This is a genomic window from Granulicella arctica (assembly GCF_025685605.1).
GTDB classification, from domain to species: domain Bacteria; phylum Acidobacteriota; class Terriglobia; order Terriglobales; family Acidobacteriaceae; genus Edaphobacter; species Edaphobacter arcticus.
Map to the genome: position 1 here is coordinate 24662 of NZ_JAGTUT010000001.1, position 15541 is coordinate 40202.

At 54.4% G+C, this 15541-nt stretch carries 13 protein-coding genes, 1 tRNA gene and 2 pseudogenes; 8 read left to right on the forward strand and 8 right to left on the reverse strand.

Annotation, left to right across the window (positions count from 1 at the left end):
- The first annotated feature begins 124 nt into the window (after window positions 1–124).
- Window positions 125–1039, forward strand: a complete 915-nt coding sequence (locus OHL20_RS00115; RefSeq protein WP_263381188.1) for a hypothetical protein — start codon at window positions 125–127, stop codon at window positions 1037–1039.
- Window positions 1040–1046: 7 nt separating this feature from the next.
- Here OHL20_RS00115 and OHL20_RS00120 read toward each other — a convergent pair whose 3' ends face one another.
- Window positions 1047–1412, reverse strand: coding sequence for an FtsB family cell division protein (locus tag OHL20_RS00120; protein ID WP_263381189.1), 366 nt, complete (start codon window positions 1410–1412; stop codon window positions 1047–1049).
- Window positions 1413–1842: 430 nt separating this feature from the next.
- Between OHL20_RS00120 and OHL20_RS00125 the strand changes: the two genes are divergently transcribed.
- The 6 genes from OHL20_RS00125 to OHL20_RS00150 all read left to right on the forward strand — a co-directional run bounded on the left by OHL20_RS00125 (window position 1843) and on the right by OHL20_RS00150 (window position 5622).
- Window positions 1843–2439: a biotin transporter BioY gene (locus OHL20_RS00125; RefSeq protein WP_263381190.1), complete on the forward strand. Its 597-nt coding sequence runs from the start codon at window positions 1843–1845 to the stop codon at window positions 2437–2439.
- Between the two features lie 66 nt (window positions 2440–2505).
- The gene (locus tag OHL20_RS00130; RefSeq protein WP_263381191.1) at window positions 2506–3360 is read left to right on the forward strand and encodes a menaquinone biosynthesis family protein; all 855 of its coding nucleotides are present in this window, start codon (window positions 2506–2508) and stop codon (window positions 3358–3360) included.
- A gap of 134 nt (window positions 3361–3494) precedes the next feature.
- Window positions 3495–3570 (forward strand) — tRNA-Lys (locus OHL20_RS00135).
- Window positions 3571–3970: 400 nt separating this feature from the next.
- Entirely contained in the window at window positions 3971–4309 is a 339-nt protein-coding gene (locus OHL20_RS00140; protein WP_263381192.1) for a helix-turn-helix domain-containing protein, read from the forward strand.
- 247 nt (window positions 4310–4556) lie between these two features.
- Window positions 4557–4748: a hypothetical protein gene (locus OHL20_RS00145; RefSeq protein ID WP_263381193.1), complete on the forward strand. Its 192-nt coding sequence runs from the start codon at window positions 4557–4559 to the stop codon at window positions 4746–4748.
- Window positions 4749–5007: 259 nt separating this feature from the next.
- Complete coding sequence (locus OHL20_RS00150) at window positions 5008–5622, forward strand: DUF899 domain-containing protein (protein WP_263381194.1); 615 nt, start codon at window positions 5008–5010, stop codon at window positions 5620–5622.
- A 93-nt stretch (window positions 5623–5715) separates the two neighbouring features.
- On the opposite strand, the pseudogene OHL20_RS00155 reads toward OHL20_RS00150, so the two are convergent.
- Together OHL20_RS00155 and OHL20_RS00160 are read right to left on the reverse strand one after the other, a co-directional pair.
- A pseudogene (locus OHL20_RS00155) lies at window positions 5716–6270 on the reverse strand (DUF4386 domain-containing protein); the annotation flags it as partial.
- A 106-nt stretch (window positions 6271–6376) separates the two neighbouring features.
- A complete protein-coding gene (locus OHL20_RS00160) occupies window positions 6377–7099 on the reverse strand; it encodes a DUF4386 domain-containing protein (RefSeq protein ID WP_263381195.1) in 723 nt (240 codons plus the stop codon).
- Between the two features lie 233 nt (window positions 7100–7332).
- On the opposite strand from OHL20_RS00160, the gene OHL20_RS25055 reads away from it, so the two are divergent.
- Window positions 7333–7635: an EthD family reductase gene (locus OHL20_RS25055; protein ID WP_396271446.1), complete on the forward strand. Its 303-nt coding sequence runs from the start codon at window positions 7333–7335 to the stop codon at window positions 7633–7635.
- A 179-nt stretch (window positions 7636–7814) separates the two neighbouring features.
- On the opposite strand, the gene OHL20_RS00165 is transcribed toward OHL20_RS25055, so the two are convergent.
- From OHL20_RS00165 to OHL20_RS00180, 5 genes and pseudogenes are all read right to left on the reverse strand, one after another.
- Complete coding sequence (locus OHL20_RS00165; protein ID WP_263381196.1) at window positions 7815–8546, reverse strand: nuclear transport factor 2 family protein; 732 nt, start codon at window positions 8544–8546, stop codon at window positions 7815–7817.
- A 1457-nt stretch (window positions 8547–10003) separates the two neighbouring features.
- Window positions 10004–12628, reverse strand: a complete 2625-nt coding sequence (locus OHL20_RS00170) for a sensor histidine kinase (RefSeq protein WP_263381197.1) — start codon at window positions 12626–12628, stop codon at window positions 10004–10006.
- Between the two features lie 189 nt (window positions 12629–12817).
- Window positions 12818–13048: pseudogene (locus tag OHL20_RS25060) on the reverse strand (two-component regulator propeller domain-containing protein); the annotation flags it as partial.
- Between the two features lie 652 nt (window positions 13049–13700).
- The gene (locus tag OHL20_RS00175) at window positions 13701–14507 is read right to left on the reverse strand and encodes an alpha/beta hydrolase (protein ID WP_263381198.1); all 807 of its coding nucleotides are present in this window, start codon (window positions 14505–14507) and stop codon (window positions 13701–13703) included.
- A 147-nt stretch (window positions 14508–14654) separates the two neighbouring features.
- Window positions 14655–15284 carry a response regulator gene (locus tag OHL20_RS00180; protein WP_263381199.1) on the reverse strand — a complete coding sequence of 210 codons (630 nt, stop codon included), beginning with the start codon at window positions 15282–15284 and terminating at the stop codon, window positions 14655–14657.
- Between the last annotated feature and the right edge of the window lie 257 nt (window positions 15285–15541).

The following is a 15541-nucleotide window of genomic DNA, read 5'->3' on the forward strand; positions in this document are numbered from 1 at the left end:
GACGTGCCGTACGTTATTCGATGATCGGCCAAAGGCGGAGTGCGCGTCAGAATATTCATACAGGCATAGCGCGTGAGCTTCCTGTCTGGATGTTCTAAATGCTAATTCAGGTAAACTTAACTCCGTGACTCTAGCTATTTCCCGCTCTCTGTTTCTCTCGGCCGCACTGGCCGCTTCGCTGCTTTTCGCCTCAGGGCTCTCGGCACAGGAGTCAGCCCGGCTTACGCTTCCTATCCTGCCGGATGCACCACGTCCGCAGTTGGACCCTCTCCTCTCAGCGAACACATTCGATCAGGATTCATCCTCGCAGGCCGTTCCCCAGCAGCCTCCATCTCCAGATACGCAGAAACCGTTGACAGACGAAGAGCGCCGTAAGGAATCCGAAGAGCAGCTACAGCAGCAGTTACACCAGCGAATGGCGGGTGTCGTACCGAACTTCAATGCTGTTCTAAACGGGACGGCTCTGCCTCTCAGCGGACGTCAGAAGATTCGTGCTTCCTTTCGCGGGGCGATTGATCCCTACCAGTTCGGTCTGGCGCTATTTACGTCAGGCTACGGTCAGGCAACCGATTCTCACAGCACGATCGATCCTGACGGATTCCGCCATGGCTATGGGCAGGGTGCGGAGGGCTATGGGAAGCGGTTTGGATCGAGTTACGCGGACCAATTTACAGGGGCTATTCTTGGCAATGGCGTCTTTCCCGCCATCCTGCATCAGGATGCGCGATATTACCGTATGGGGACTGGAAGCTTTAAGAAGCGATTCCTCTATTCGCTAAGCACCTCAGTCGTTTGCAGGGGCGATAACGGCAAGAAACAGCCGAATTACTCCAATCTGCTTGGGAACCTGGCATCAGGTGGAATTTCAAATCTTTACTACCCGGCAGCGGATCGCGGCTTTGGTCTAACGATTGAGCAGGGACTTGTGGTCACGGCAGAGGGATCGTTTGGCGCCCTGCTCATCGAGTTCTACCCGGATATTCGCAAGCACATCCATAAAAATCATGCCGCTGACGCACCGGCCAGCGCGACCCCATAGACGATTGCTAATTGCTGGGTGGTGGAGAAACAGGTGCTGATCCTGCCTGGGCAGGTGTGGTTGGAAGCGTGTAGATAACTTCGCCAGGCCGCGCGTAGTGCAACTCTTCGCGGGCCTGATGTTCAATCGCACTCGGATCGGTCTGCAAGCGATCTACGTGGCCTTTGAGGAGATCGTTCTCCTGGCGCAGGGAGCCGAGCTCTTTATCCAGTCGGACTGCGTTCTGACGCTTCTGCTCATAAGCGGTCAGGCCATTCTGGCCGAAGATCACGTGGTATCCCAAGGCAACAGCAAGCACTGCGGCGGCGCCTGTAGCGACCCTGCGACGCCCTGTGTAGATCTGTTCGCATACACGGACGAGACGTGCGGACATTCCGCGGTGAGTGTGAGTTTTGATTACCTGAGCCATCAAGGATGAGTACAGCGTGATCCTTCACCCGCGTCAAGCGTAAAGCTGGACAAAAACGTAAAGGAATCAACCTGTGTATGCTCTTTCGAATTTGGCCTCAGCTTCAAAGCTGCGGCCTTGTTTCGGTGCGATCCCGATTCCTCCGCACGGCACAGCGCGAAGTTGTTATCCTTGAGATAGCGCTATGCGAATCATGATTGCTATTTCGGTACTCTGCTTTACGACCCTGCTATGGGCTGCGCTGTCCATCCGCAGAGCCCTCCAGTCTTCCGGACCTTCAAACAAGCCGTTTCGCCAGACTCCTTCCACAGGAAACTTCGGGTCTGCACGTCATGCGTCATCTCGTGAAACGCAAACTGCAGCGCGTTCCTGAGCACACAGAAAGGGCGTTCCCATGCAATCCACGCTTAGCACTAATCTCGATTCAGTTGTCAGCGCAAACTCCTTCGCAGACTCACTCGCTGGCAAGGCAGCCTTCGCCGTCGCAGCCACCGGGCTGATGGCGCTCGCAGCACACATCTCGCTGCCACTTCCCTTCTCTCCAGTACCGCTGACTCTTACGCCCTTCGCCGTTCTGATCATCGGCATGACACTCGGTCCAGTCACCGCCTTTGCTGCGATGGTCCTCTACCTTGCTGAGGGTGCAATGGGCCTGCCGGTCTTTACACCGCAAGGTCCGGGAGGCATCGCCCAGTTGCTCGGACCGACGGCTGGTTACCTGTTCTCCTATCCGCTGGCTGCCCTTGCTGCTGGATGGCTCGTACGGAACTTGAAACTCGTTTCATCCCCCCTGGTACGAGGATTGGCTGCCGGCATTATTGCAATTGCGATTGTCTTCACCTGTGGCGCGGGATGGCTTGCAACACTACTGCACCTCAATCTCAGCGCCGCCTGGCACCTTGCAGTAGCTCCCTTCCTGCCAGGAGAGATCGTAAAGATCGCGGCAGCCGCCACCTTGTACAGCACGATGCGCCGCTGGCAGCGATCGTAGCTTGCTCGTTCTCGACTGCACTAATCGCACAATCTCTCAACCGCGCCACCGAAGGATATTAGAACAATGACAGCCTCAAGCACCGCTATTCAAGAGATCAGCATCGCCCATAGCCCCGATTCTGATGACGCATTCATGTTCTACGGACTTGCCACCAATAAGGTCAGGGTTCCCGGCTATAAGTTCACTCATGTTCTAACCGACATTGAGACTCTGAACCATAAAGCTATCGATGAGCAGTTCTATGATGTAACGGCCATCTCGTTCCATGCTTATCCATACCTGCAGGACAACTACACTCTGATGGCGTGTGGAGGCAGTGTCGGCGAGGACTACGGTCCGATGATTGTGGCGCCACGCAAGATCAGTCTTGATGATGTGAAGAAGCTCCGCATCGCGGTTCCAGGCACACTTACAACGGCGTATCTGACGCTCAAGCTTTTTGCACCCGGCATCGAGACCGTGACTGTTCCCTTCGACCAGATCATTCCCGCCGTTGTTGCAGGAGAGTTCGACGCTGGCTTGATCATTCACGAGGGGCAGCTTACGTACGCCAGCGATGGGCTCGTTAAGATCCTCGACCTGGGTGTTTGGTGGAAAGAGCAGACCGGTTTGCCGCTCCCACTTGGAGGCAATGCCATACGTCGCTCGCTGGGCAATGAAGTGATGACGATTACCACAAATGCCTTGCGCGACAGCATTCAGCACGCGCTGGATAATCGTGAGGCGGCACTCGAGTATGCGATGCAATTTGCGCGTGACCTCGACCCTGCACTTGCGAACCGCTTTGTGGGCATGTATGTCAACGAGCGGACATTGAACTACGGTGAAGATGGAAAAGAAGCCATTCGTAAGTTGCTCGACATGGGCTATGAGCGCGGAGTTATTCCGCATCGCGCCAAGGTTGACTTCGTAGGATAGAGAGAACGTTCAGACCTGCTCATGGCCGGCGAACTATGCTATTCTTAGGGGGTGGATGGATGCACGATTCGTCGCTAATCGCGACCGATATTGTCTTTATCGACCCCTTAAATTGCAGGGTGCGTAACTCAAATGGACGCGTAGCTCAGTTGGTAGAGCATTCGACTCTTAATCGACTGGTCGTAGGTTCGATCCCTACCGCGTCCACCAATAACTAACGTAGAATAAATAAGTTGCGGCATCGCGTCGTCACAACCTAGAGCGCGCATTAGGCCAATGGCTGTTGTGGTGGCTGTTCCGTCTTTCTGGCCATCGTTGACTAGGTCTCTCGCCTACAGTGTTGACACGATTCTCGGCGCCTCGCATTGCAATCAGGCAGAAGGCGCAAATGCTTCGTTCGACGAAGTCATCAGTTCCGCGGACGGGGGCAAAGAACGTTCTCACTGATTGCCAAATTGAGTCTCGAAGGTACGCAGAGCTGTTCATCGCAAGGGACAAGTCCGATAATAGAACTTATGTGTAGTCAAGGTATTAGCGCCGGATAGAAATGTCCTACCGTAGCCCGATAGAAATGTCCCAAGTACTCCCCTAGGTCTGGCCTGGGAGACGGATGTTTATGGAATGGGTGCTGATGAGTGAACGGGACGTACGGCGCATCGAGGTTTTGAAGGAAGTGCTGTCTGGCCGGCGGACGGTAGCTTCGGCTGCGGTCGTGCTGGCCATCACCGCTCGCCAGGTCAACCGGCTGCTGATCCGGTTTCTAGAGGACGGTGGCGGCGGGCTGATCCATAAGGGTCGAGGTCAGTCCTCGAACCACAGCATGAGCGCTGGCGTTCGTGAGTACGTGCTCGATCTCGTCAAGTCGAAGTACACTGACTTCGGGCCGACGTTGGCGACTGAAGTTCTGCTTGCGAAGCATGAGATCCAGGTTGTGCGCGAGACCCTCTGATCGTGGATGTTGGAGGAAGGCCTCTGGCAGTCCCGCAAGGAGCGCAAAAGCTTCCACCTGCCCCGCCCGCGACGCGAGAGCTATGGCGAGTTGATCCAGATCGACGGCAGTGACCACAGCAAGTGCAGCGATTTCACACATGCCCACCGCACCGACTACTACGACTTATCAGAAGGACCTATACTGACATTTCTATCCGGCGCCCACAGAGACATTACTATCGGGTGCCAACACGATGCAATTCGGCATGGCCACTCAAGAACAACTCAGCGAACTCCTAACAACGTGGACTGCAGACAGCGACAGGTTCCGCGCGGAAGCTCGTCGACTCGAACTCTCTGACCTCAGCCGTCATGCCACATCGATCGCGATGCTTGAGGCACAGGCGCAAGCCATTGAGCGGTGCATCACCCAAATCGGTCTACTAAGCAGCATCTAAATCTCTGAGAGCGCGGTGCTTCCCTTGTCATCGTTCTTGCTTAAAACCCCGTTTAGCGGGAATGTACTGATCACTGGCGATAAGCCGACATATCGGTAGTAAGGTCGATCATTTCAAGCGCTTCTCATGTCAGCAAGGCGCTTTTTTTCTCAGAACGGGGTTGTTGTGACCTGAGTACCACGGCGGGCTTATCCTTCATTCGATGCATCCAATTGTTTGAATCATTGCAATCACCCGATCGTTCACGTGGAGGTCAGTCGTGGTTCATCAATTCATTGAGGGAAGCTACCGTGAGACGAACCTCACGAATGAGCCAAAAGAATATCTGGCTCGACGTGAGGAACTGCGTCTGGCCGAAATTGCGTTGATGGAACAGCAGGAGCGAGTGGCTGCGATGCGGAGGGCGTTAAGAAAGGAGGAACGTCCACTCGTGATTTACCACATGATGTATGGCAAGAAGCAGAAGACACCTTGCCCCATGTGCACCCTGTGGGTCGATGGATTCAATGGAGTGGCCCGTCACCTGGCCCAGAGCATCGATTTTGCGGTCGTGATGGCTGCGGACCTGAAGGAGATTCGCGAGTTTGCGCGCACACGCGGATCGAATCATCTGCGCCTGCTGAGCGCGGCGTCGAGTATTTTCAAATTCGATTTAGGCAGCGAGGACGTGGAGGGAACTCAGGACTCTACTATCTCCGTGTTTACGAAAGAGAAAGGAGGCGTGATGCGACACTTCTACACGGCGCACCCCCGGATGTCGCCTGAGATCAAGGAACGTGGGATCGATTTGCTGACTCCAGTGTGGGACACGATGGATCTGACACCCCAGGGACGGGGGAAATGGTACCCCGCAGTTGCATACGGAAACGAATAAACCCGCTTAGGAGAGCAATTATTCGTCCTGAGAAATGCCGCTCTCGCCCGTTGAGTAATCACTTCGACAGGCCGACATCACGGTACTAATGTTTCATGCTACTGCACGAACGCCCTTGCGGATCAACCACACCCCAAGAGGGACCTCGTACAGCAGGATCGGGAACCAAAGCCAGTTCACGACTCTTCCCGGCAGGAGAGTGGCTACGTACATAGGCACACAAACCAACTGCAGCCCTATCGCGATGACACCGGTCCAAGCCATCCAACGAGGAATCAGCCGTCCCGCGAGTAGAAGGTAGGCGAAAAGGAAGCCACCTATAACAAAGCAGAACTGACCAAAAAGGTCATCCGGTCGGTTGAAGATCTCACCCGCGACTGCGAGACACACGGCGCTACTCACGCACAGGGGGGTCGAGGCAGTTGCCAGCTTCATCAGCGCCAGTTTGCCCAAGAGCGGCACAAAGCCGGCGAGCCCTTCGCCGAAACGGAATGCCATGGCAAGCAAGGCGAGGGTGGCGTCGACCGTCCGGGAGAGCCGGTACAAGGTCACAGCCAGCACGACGGCACAGATAATCTGCAGCAGGTCGAGAAGGACGGTGACCTGCGCGAGAGCAATCGTGCTGCGCAGGGTGGACAGCATCTGTGAGGTGTCCCCCCGGCTGTGGTCTTTCTAGAAAGGATCGCTGCGGACATTGCGAAGACGATGTAAGCGAGATATGCATAGCCCGCCAATTTACCCTCGGTACGTTGCGTCATTGCCGCTCCTTTGCCACGATTGATGGCTCCGTAATGCGCCATCCCCACCCGAGCAGCCAAACCATAAAGATCAGTTCCGCAGCGAAGATAACCTTGAGGAAGGAAAGATGTGGTTCCGGTACAAAGTAGAGGGCGACGCTGTCGACAACCCACGCCCAACCGGCCAGGAAGAGGAGCCAGCCAATCCATCGCGGAAGATAAAACGATTGAGCAATTAGCCATCCGGTCACCACGAGATGCAAGCCGAAGAGGACTAACGACAGACCCCATCCGGAGTGGTAGGCTCCGAGAAGTTCGGCAATCTGCGTTGGAAGTCCGCCTGTAGAGGTATGCCGCGCATAGGCGGGAACGGCCACCAGACGGTAAATCAGGCCGAGGTTTGAAAGCGCGGACAGCCACGCCGCCGCATACACAAGTTGCAGTACGGACCCGAGCATCGCCAGAGCACGATCGATGGGCCGCAGCAATACGTAGAGAGCCCACGCCATCACAACGTCGCCAACCGCGCTGACGACGTACGAAAGCACAGCTGCAGAAAAGAGGTGTGGGTGAGCCGTTAGGTTCCTTAGGGTCTCTACCGGGTCTGCGGATATCAACCGCGGCATGACATAGGCTTCAGCGAAGGTCACCGGATTCAGCAGGTAGGTGATCCCCGCGACCAGAGCAGCTTGCCTCGGGCTCAGACCACTCGTCCCATTCTCATCGTTGCAGGATGGCATTGTTGCCTCTCAGAAGAGTTCTACGGAGCAAATGAGTAGGGATTGCTGCAAGCGTATACGGAATGGAGAGCGCACGGGTTCCGCGAAGTTCATGCCCAAGTCCCTATAAACGCCATTGTGTTTACTGACCCTGGCGGAGTTCCTGCAAAGTCGGTGTTTTCAGAAAGCTCGACCGGAATAGACTCCGCGAATGCGACGCCTCTCGACTAAAGTAGCCTCGTATAATCTCCTGCATGATAATCGTGTCTGTTCTCTATCCTAAGAGCGCCTCCTCTCATTTTGACCATGAGTACTACACCCGGAAACACATATCGCTGGTTCAATCATCGTGGGGTGGCTTGGGCCTCGAACGCATCGAGCTCATGCAGGGAATGGCCGCTCTAGACGGCTCCCCACCCGCCTATGAACTCATCGGAACACTAACCTTCCTCTCACCCGCGCACCTGCAGATGCAATCGGGAAAGGTGCCGCAGTGTTTGCCGACATCCCGAACTTCACCAACGTCCAGCCGCTCATTCAGACGAACGAGGTCGTGACCATATAAAGCGCGGTAAGGAACCTCTCTAATAATCTTTATCGGTTGACGACATTTCGGCGGTCCCACCCGGACCAAGTTCCGAAAACCCCGTTTTTCAGCGATAAGAATAAACGGGCCACCGTTGCAGTCAGTTCTTCGGCGACGGATGTGATTGTGGTCGACTTGGAACGCGTAGGACTAGTGGTGGTCGTAGCTGATGACGCGTACCAGCTTCCAGTACCCGCTCTCTTTGCTCCAAATAGTAGTGAAGCTTGCTGTTGCATCCAGGTGCTCTTGTCCGTCCTGAGTTCGGGAATAGAACCGTTGGATGCCCGCCTGTATCGCGCCAAATCCAGGTGCCGAGTTCACTACCAGCGAGTTCGGATCAAGTTCTCTACGCAGGCGGATGCCCTCAGCACAGCGATCCTTGAGAGCCTTCAAGTTCTGCTCATATCCGGTCTCCCCCGTACGGTCCTGATAGAACTCGAGATTGTTGCTGAGGAAGCTGGCATAGCCAGCGACATCACAGTTACCAAATGACTCGTAGAGTTGCCGGTCAACCGACATAATCTCCTGTTCGAGACGTTGGTGCGGCATAAGCCCAGGCGCCGGTCTAAGGTCGACTTGTGCTTTGATTCCTGAGCCGGCTGCGGTACCCGCTAGGTGTTCCCCGGCTAGAGCCAGACTGACATTCAGGCCGCCCGCAGCATCGAGATGAAACTTGAGATGGCTGTTCTCAAGAGCTCCCTCAGTCCATGGCGTCAACTGATCGATCGTCCTCCCCATGCCGCCGATAATCTGAGAGCCAGATTTCTCGATGATAAGCACTGCAGTGTCGTGGCTGATCTTACCGTTGATACTGGTGATGACAATGCTTCCGAACCAAGTCCCGACAATCATCGGGGCCGTCTGGGTGTAGGCAGGTTGCATGAGGAAGCTGGACGCACCTAGCAATCCAGTCAGAACTAGGAGGATCTTTTTGCACATAATTCAGCAATACGCTTTAGAGCGACGACGCGTTCCCAAGTTCCTCGAAAGTCGGTGTTTTCGGCAACTCCGGCCGTTATTGCCGAAAACGCCGTTTTGAGGGAGCACGCCGCATCAGTGGGAGCCGTCATAACGCCTCACATCGTCCCAGGAAGAAGCCATTCCGCAGAGCGCGAACGCGATAAAAGGAGCGATTCTCCAAAAAGAACGATCTGCCCAATCGGCAGATTGAAAACTCAGGAAGAAGGCATAGCACCAGAAAAGCAAGCTCAAGCAATGAGTTCTAAGGGATGCTGGAGCGCCAGTCCGCTTCATGCCTCGTAGTCGATACAAATCCCCGGAGATCACGTCGCGCCATTTTCGACTGGTGGAGCCGCACAAACAGGCGCATACCGCCGCGCCAGCCGCCAGACGAAAAACCAAAAGAACCGGGCCAGTGAGCGGGGCGATCAAAGCGAATGTCATCAAGATGCTGGCCTCCTCATCATGATCTTGATCTTCAATATCGTTGCGAGTCTAGCGCAATCAACTAGGCACCGCTGGACTTCCTCGAAAGTCGGTGTAATCGGCAAGAACGATCCGCTATTGTCATGGCATGGCTTTCTCTGACCTCACTCGTTCGGACCTCGAAGTCGTTCAGCAGTGCATCGGGTTGATTGTTGTTGGTCCATACCTAACAGCCACTGAGGTGCAAACACGCACTGGTCTATCGAAAGCAGAACTTGAGGCCGCTCGACGCGCTTTGTCCGGATTGACGCGGGTTGAACCTGGAGATTGCCCCAGCCTAGCAACTAACAACTTCTCAATGAGGTTGTGAATGGGATTTGGATTGAAGCGTCTGATGGGTCTCGGTGGTTCAACGTGAGCCTATCCGAGGTCACTGACGTTCTGCTCCGATGGCAGCGCTGAGGCAAGCTCCAGCAAAGTCGGTATTTTCTGCAACTTCGCCTATGGCCCTCCCGAATCTGGTTCCAAGCCAATCTTGTGGTTGACGGCCGAGGCGCTGGCGTGAGCCGAGATAACGTTCCGTCGTTTCTGCCGACCGATGGCCGGGCAGGAACTGGATCTGCTACAGCTCGCCGCCGGCAGCATGGCACAGGCGGCCACAGGTGCGACGAAGGTAGTGAGGAGCCAATCTCTCAATTCCTGCAGCCTCAGCTCACCGATATCTTGTGCCATCGTGAACAACGATACGTGGGTAACCAGCTCACGTTGCCCTACCGCCTTCTACTCCGACAAGCACGACGGGTTGAGTCTTATCTCACCTGCAGATCTCGCGTCAAGAATGAGATTCGTTTCGGAAACGAGCTCTTCGACACGGTCGTCGCAGCATGGTTGAAATAGTAGCGGGAAACACCGCGGCCAAGGAGTTGATGCAGAAAGCCCCTACTGGGTAGTGGCTAGCCAAGTCGAAGGAAAGCCGCTAAACGACTTCGTACTGGCTTCCGTCTTAATCGGTATGCGACTGAAGCCGGAATCCGCAACTCTATTTCGGTTCCAAGTCCTGTCCTACTCCAAATTTCCAGCCTGCCGCCGATCTTTGCAGCCCGCTCCCTCATTCCAGGCAAACCCCAATGCCCTTCGCGGAAGCCATCGCCCAGGATCGTTCTGTCCAGGCCGATCCCGTTATCACGTATCCGAAGTCGGAACTCACTCCTATCAAAATTGATCTCGGTCTCCATCTCGCTGGCCTCCGCATGCCGAAATCCGTTGGTGAGCGCTTCCTTACCTATGCGGTACGCCTCTTCAAAAATAATTGGATGGAGGGCCTGTATCGAACCATTGCATATTGAACGGAAGGTGACGTTGCCGAGCTTGCGCAACGAAAGTGCCACTTCGGCGAGCGCCTCGGAGAGATCATTCGTATCTCGCGTAGGACTTCGCAGATCGAGCACGAGTTCTCGTCCCTCCAGCATCACGCCATCCGATTGCTGCAAAGCCTCCTCAAAAATGGCCCGCGCGGGTTCGTCTTGCCTGAGCTGTGTGGTCCCAGTGTTGAAGCGAAGTAAAAGGCCTTGTATTCCTTGGAAGAACGTGTCGTGAAGATCTCGGGCAATTCTCTCCCGTTCCCGCATTCGTTCCTCAAGTACCAATCGTGCCTGGTTTACAAGGACGTTTACGCGGAATAGATACAGAGCAGTTATTGCAAAAAGTGCCATGCCTGCCAAGAGCAGGCGAAACCACAAACGTTCATAGAGGAATGCTTGTTGCTGGACGTCATAGGCAAAGTCAGATTTGCCCCAGACGCCATCACTGTTCGTCGAACGCACCAAGAATCGATGTGTACCTGGTGGAATCGTTGTGTAGACCGCGGTCCGAGAAGCGGTTGTATTTTGCCATCTTGAGTCGACTCCTTCGAGACGGTACTGCATGCGAATAGTATCCGGTGCATCAAGGTCCACAGCCGCCATTGTGATCTCAGTGCGGTGTGCTCCCGGCGACAGCGTGAGACTTTGACCCACAGGAACGTCAATGCCCTCGACAGTGATTTCTGGAATAAAGATGATGGGTTTTTGTGTTGCCCTAGGCCATTTGGTCACATCAAGCTCGGCTAGGCCTTTCACGGTGGCTACCCAGACCTTACCGTCCGTAGTCCGAACGATGTTCGGAGATCCCGCACTTGTTTGGCTTGAAAGAAGGCCATCACTGGTATTTATCCAACGATAATCAAGCGGCGACTCAGGGCTAGTCAATCGTTTCGTTATCGATTCAACAGGCAGCCTGTAGATGCCGTACCGGCTACTACACCAGAGCTGAGAGTCAGGCAGTTCGATCATCCCGTTCACATTCAGACTGTCGAAGATCGTTTTGAGCTGACCATTTTCCAGCCTGCTCAATCCGTATCGAGAGCCAGCAATATAAAGGTTGCTCCTTCCGTCCTCGACGAATCGAGAGGGAGGTCCATCGCCTGCGGTCAGGGTTAGGTCAAGGCGCTGAAAACGCTCTTTGACCAAGTGATCGATGCCCTGTGGCGAAGCGACCCAGATTGTATCTGCCTTATCCTCGTGGATGTCGAGCACGTGATCACTGGATAAGCCTTCCGCACGTCCGTAGTTGTGAAATTTCTTACCTTGCATGTGGCTAACGCCGTTAGGAGTCGCAATCCATAACGAATCATCGTGCGCAACAAGAATCTTCGTGACCACCGTATCAGGGAGTCCGTCGGTCTTGGAGAATTGAGTGAAGTGCCCGTTCGTGAATTTGAACAGCCCACCTCCATACGTCCCGATCCACACATTGTCTTTAGAGTCTTGTGCAAGAGACCAGACACAGGTATTGGTGAGACCGTCCTTCTCGAAGTACTTGTGAAAACGCTTCCCGTCGAAGATGGAAAAGCCGCAGTTGCTCCCGACAAATAGCTGTCCATCAGGACGCGCAAGAAGGGCCATCGGCTGATCGTTCGGCAACCCATCCTTCTTGGTATAAACGCGGATTGCTCGTGGTTTGTAGTGCCAAAGTCCGTTCCCATTCGTTCCCAACCACACATCGCCAGATTCGGTGACATAGATTGATCGGGGAAGGTCTAGAGTATCCAGATTCTCTAACCGAGTTCCACTAACCAGGTACAAACCGATGCCGGTGCCGACCCATATGTGGCCTTGGGAATCCTCATAGATGTGGTTCGTCGCCGTATTTCCCACATGACTTGGCGTCAGCGACGAGACAAGACCATTACACTGACGCCTAATGCCGGCATGCGTGCCGTACCAAACGGTACCATCACTCCCTTGGTGAACTTCAAAGACCTGGTCAGGTTGAACCCCAAGTTGCTCGGCCGTCACGGTAGCCGGGATCCTCGTCTTTCCCGCAACTTCAATTAATCCGTCGCTTGTCACAATGTAAAGGTGTCCGTCAGCCGCTTGGCTGATCCTGTTGACGTATACGTTCTCCAGAAGTGGAACCAGCACCTTCCCGGAATAAAGATAGAGTCCGTGCTTGCCTCCAACAAAAATATCTCTATTCCGAGTTTCAAAGATGACTTGGACGTCCTCTGAGACCCCTGCTGCCGTACGAAGCAACTTCAACGTGCCTGGATCGATGTGGTCTTGAGCAGCCTTCGGAAGAACTGTCGCACCGGCGTCAGTGCCAACCCATAGATCTCCGTTAGAAGCCCGGAGAAGAGCGTTAACAGCGCCAGCGGATGCAGACCCCTCGACCTTCAATCGAAGCGGGTGAAACGCAACACCATCAAAGCTTGCAAGGCCGGTACCCGTTCCGATCCACAGCAACCCATTTTCGGTCTGTGCGATCGCATTCACGACGTTGTCGGGTAAACCTTGCTCAACGGTCAATTCAGAGCGAATGTACTTGTTCCGGAGGGGATACTCACTTGAATCTGGATATTCCGCCCGCACAACCTGCGCGCAAAGCAGCACAACGATAAAGCAAAGACAGCTTCCTATGCTTCGGCCCTTTATTTGCCGGAGATGCGAAATGATCTTCATACATTATCTAGCAGGCAAGAAGTTTCTTATCGCCATCTATCGTCCTCGAACCCTCTGCTGAACAGGCAGTAATGGATAAATGATCACAAGAGACAGATGAAGCAATTTGACGGAGGGTGAGGATTGCGCGTTAGGGTTGGCACATTTCGGCGATTAGCCTTTCTCCACCGACTATACAGAATGGTTCTGGTGCAGACCGCGCGATTCGGTCAGCTACAGCGGTCAAAAGGAAGCCCGAGCGGAGGCTGGAAAGCTGAGCAGCATGAATCGCTATTTCCAGGGCGGCAGTCTTTGGAAGCCGGAGTATGGCGGTTCCCACATTACGCACCGCCCTGGACTACGACCCGCTGTGATAACAGGATCACTTTACAGATCCAGCGAAGCTTTAGCTTTGCGGCCTATTGACCCAGCTCAGAAAAGCATCGCGGGAGAGGGTTGATCGCAGGAGTTCATTCTTCACCAACAACTCACAGATGCATTGCTCCAAGGTGCAAATCCTCGATTGCAGATAAACGATTTCAGCTTCAATCGGATCTGTACCAATTAGCATTGCCATGCTCCCGGTTCGAGTGATTAACTTGGAGGTGATTCGAAGGGTGCGCCTCTGTCTGAGGCATAAGGCGCTCCCCCTCCTGTTTGAAAGCAGGACTTCCTACAGGGTACCTGGAGGAGTCGGACTGGACTTCGCTGATGCCGCGTTAGTGATGAAGTCGGCTACTTCATGTGGCTTTGAAATCATCGGAACGTGACTTGTCGAGAGAGTCAAAGTTTTAGCATTCATTCTCTTAGCCGTCACTCGTTCTTGCTCCGGTGCGATCATTCGATCATTTGCAGCCACGACAAACCAAGATGGCTTTGTACGCCAGGCAGCAGTTGTGATGGGGGCTCCCAAGGCAGCACCTTGCGTTGGAACTTGGGTCGCAATCATCAATGTACGGTCTGCGAGAGCAACATCGGGCGCAAAATCTTCCAGGATGCCTTTGTCTGTGAGCACGAGAAACCCATCCGCCAACGGGCGAAGCTCGCCTACGCCCGGCGTTGCTCCGTAGGGTTTCCCGAGGCTACCGGCTGATTCTCCCTGATCTGGAGCGAAGGCGGCGACATAGACGAGTCCAGCCACCTTGGGGTCGTTGCCAGCTTCTGTGATAACCGCTCCTCCGTAGGAGTGGCCGACAAGTAGCACAGGACCCTCCTGCGCATCAATGATCCGCTTTGTGGCTGCAACATCATCTGCAAAGGAGGTGAGTGGGATCTGAGCACAGACGACGTGCAAACCCTCTGCCTCAAGAAGCGGGAGGATCTTCAGCCAGCTTGAGCCATCTGCCCATGCTCCATGCACTAGAACCACGTTCTTGATTGGCTCTTTGGATGGCACCTGCGACAGGCCGGTGACGGGGACGGTGAGAGAAACGAGAGGAGCGCACAGGAATGCCGCAAGGAGATTACGTCGTAAGTTCATGAGGGTGTCCCTTTCACTGTGGAGGACCTGCATCACGGCGTGTTCTCGTGTGCTGCATCCCATCCTGTGCTGAAGGTAAGGCAGGTCCGTCCATTTCGACAGTCTCAATCCGACCATAAGCAGATGGCTCAATAGAGCCACCAAGTCTTACATCTCGATGTAACCACGGCGAATTGCAATGATCGCGGCATCGGTGCGATCGTTGGCGTCCAACTTCGAAAGAATGCTCTTCACGTGGTTTTTGACTGTGTTCTCAGAGATACCAAGCTCCGATGCGATGATCTTGTTAGCTTGGCCTTGAGAAATAGAACGGAGCACATCGATTTCTCTCGACGACAAGGAGTCATCTGCAGCGTGTTCTGCCATCTCCCGAGCAACGTCTGGCGGGATTCTTCGACGTCCTGAGTGAACTACGCGAATCGTATCGACTAGTTCGGTGCGCAACAGGTTCTTCAGCAGGTAGCCCACGGCACCCGCCTTGAATGCTCGAAGCGCAACAACATCTCCGGCTGCCGTCGTAAGAATTACAAATCGCGCATTCGGGAAATCCTTTCGCAAGATCTCAATAGCGTCGATCCCGCCTAGCCCCGGCATACGCACATCCATAAGCGTGACATCAGGACGATGTATATGGAAGAGTTCAATCGCTTCCCTGCCGTCTGATGCCTCGGCAACAACATGCATATCTATTTGAGCGTCAATTTCGCCGCGCAGCCCGGCTCTCATCATCGGATGATCGTCAACAACGAGAACCCGGATTGGCTGTGGGTCAGACATTGGGCTGAGCCCCGATAGACAGTTTTTTACCAACCACGCGATGCATCCAGCTCGGACGGCGTAACGCATGAGAAGCTGCGCCCAAGACAACGAAGGTCGAGGCAATCAGCGCGACCGCGCCTCTGTCGACAAACCGCAAACTTCAGGCTAACGGAGGATGAACGCAATTCGATCCTTTAGAGACGGAGATGCAAGAACAATACTCTCTATTTGGCGCTGTCGATAGGGGCTCAAAATGGCTACAGTTGTCCCTTCAT

What these genes read in the sequence shown, in the direction of transcription:
- OHL20_RS00120 (WP_263381189.1), bottom strand. Translation starts at nt 1,412, where the DNA reads ATGTCCGCACGTCTCGTCCGTGTATGCGAACAGATCTACACAGGGCGT.
- OHL20_RS00125 (WP_263381190.1), top strand. Translation starts at nt 1,843, where the DNA reads ATGCAATCCACGCTTAGCACTAATCTCGATTCAGTTGTCAGCGCAAAC.
- OHL20_RS00130 (WP_263381191.1), top strand. Translation starts at nt 2,506, where the DNA reads ATGACAGCCTCAAGCACCGCTATTCAAGAGATCAGCATCGCCCATAGC.
- OHL20_RS00140 (WP_263381192.1), top strand. Translation starts at nt 3,971, where the DNA reads ATGTTTATGGAATGGGTGCTGATGAGTGAACGGGACGTACGGCGCATC.
- OHL20_RS00145 (WP_263381193.1), top strand. Translation starts at nt 4,557, where the DNA reads ATGGCCACTCAAGAACAACTCAGCGAACTCCTAACAACGTGGACTGCA.
- OHL20_RS00160 (WP_263381195.1), bottom strand. Translation starts at nt 7,099, where the DNA reads ATGCCATCCTGCAACGATGAGAATGGGACGAGTGGTCTGAGCCCGAGG.
- OHL20_RS25055 (WP_396271446.1), top strand. Translation starts at nt 7,333, where the DNA reads ATGATAATCGTGTCTGTTCTCTATCCTAAGAGCGCCTCCTCTCATTTT.
- OHL20_RS00165 (WP_263381196.1), bottom strand. Translation starts at nt 8,546, where the DNA reads ATGCAACCTGCCTACACCCAGACGGCCCCGATGATTGTCGGGACTTGG.
- OHL20_RS00175 (WP_263381198.1), bottom strand. Translation starts at nt 14,507, where the DNA reads ATGAACTTACGACGTAATCTCCTTGCGGCATTCCTGTGCGCTCCTCTC.
- OHL20_RS00180 (WP_263381199.1), bottom strand. Translation starts at nt 15,284, where the DNA reads ATGTCTGACCCACAGCCAATCCGGGTTCTCGTTGTTGACGATCATCCG.